At 33.3% G+C, this 1,383-nt stretch carries 2 protein-coding genes; both read left to right on the top strand.

Annotation, left to right across the window (positions count from 1 at the left end; all coding sequences use genetic code 11):
• Nucleotides 1–722: hypothetical protein (locus GQR46_RS19710; RefSeq protein WP_206009716.1), on the top strand; the 722-nt coding region annotated here is incomplete at its 5' end.
• Complete coding sequence (locus GQR46_RS19705; protein ID WP_165742227.1) at nt 712–1,209, top strand: hypothetical protein; 498 nt, start codon at nt 712–714, stop codon at nt 1,207–1,209. The genes GQR46_RS19710 and GQR46_RS19705, both read left to right, overlap by 11 nt.
• Nucleotides 1,210–1,383: the final 174 nt, after the last annotated feature.

Here is a 1,383-nt window from a genome sequence, read left to right as displayed (position 1 = left end):
TTTCTGTAAAACCTGATTCTAATAATGTTATGGCTGGAGTTGTTTCAAAAGCAAATAAGTTTCATGGTCATGATGCGGGGTTTGAAGAGTATGATATTGATAACTATCCTCCTTTAATTTGGATTTGGGATCGTGTAGAGCAAGTGTTATTGGTTGAGAAAAAAGCTAACGTATTTCGCACTCCTAATGCTGTATGTAAATGTTTTGAAAAACTAGCTAATAATATTATTTTAGCTGAAATAGGCTTACGGGTAGAATTAAAACCTGTTCTTGATGACGCTAAATGCGACTTTTGGTCTGAATATGATAATTTTGAGTTTGTTGAAAAAATTGAGTTCGAATTAATTCCTCCTAATCTATTCGGAGAAACAGAGCAATCTATGAAAGATGCTTTGAATGATATAACTGAACAAACAAATGCAAACCATATTAAAACAACCTTTGAAAATGTGAGCGGTAAATTAAAACTTTCATCAAAAGGCTGGGTTAATAATGCAGTGCGATGGATAAAAAAAGGAGGTGGCGATTGGAAAATGTGGGGAAGAAAAGTTGCAAATAGCCCCGTTACAGACGTATCAAGTCATAAATCTGCTAAGATTACGTTTATAAATGGACAATTATCGGAGGCTGATCTTCAAGGGTATGATAGTACAGAACTTGCCCACTTGATTAGTCATTACCAAAATGAATATACATACAAAGATAATACCGATGATGATTAAAGTAATACTCTATTTATCACTAATTGCTATTCTCTGTTTTTCGCTTGCAACGGATGACCCTCAAGCAATTAAATTAATTGAAAATACAACATCAGGAATTATTGGAAGTGTTCTAGGCGGTATTACGGCTGGTATTTCAATCATATTCGCAGCCTTAACCAGTTTAAAGGGGACTACCCCTAACATCTCTAATAATAACGCTAGATTTATAACGTTTATCGACAACCTCAAATCTGATGTAATGATTTTAATTGGCTGTCTTACTTTATCTATTCTTTTACCGTATTTACGAGTTGTAGGCATCCCTTTTATTATAATGCCTACAGGGGAATATATACCCTCATCGGATTCTATATACACTACTGCCGAATTAATAATAATCGTTATATCTATGCTCGCATTAATAGAAATTATATCTGTAATGTTTAATATATTTAAGATTTCGATGGCAGATAGCGAACAGCCTAAAGCCCATAAAGATAATTAATTGATAACAATTCAATTGTTAAGCTGCTATTTTGACCAAACTCGAATAGTTTTAGATTTTTATAGACCGAATATAGGGAAGAGCCTCTGTCACCTGTTTACGTGCTTTAACAGGAGATTCTATAATTCTTTTCTTGAAATCAATTTTAACATCGCAAGAGGTATACCTTTTTTG

The organism is Pseudoalteromonas sp. Z1A6, assembly GCF_011378745.1.
Classification (GTDB): Bacteria; Pseudomonadota; Gammaproteobacteria; order Enterobacterales; family Alteromonadaceae; genus Pseudoalteromonas; species Pseudoalteromonas arctica.
The sequence above is the reverse complement of the archived record's forward strand: the minus strand, read 5'-3'. Positions and strand labels throughout refer to the sequence as shown.

Coding starts and splice junctions, on each gene's coding strand:
- GQR46_RS19705 (WP_165742227.1), top strand. CDS start 712: ATGATGATTAAAGTAATACTCTATTTATCACTAATTGCTATTCTCTGT.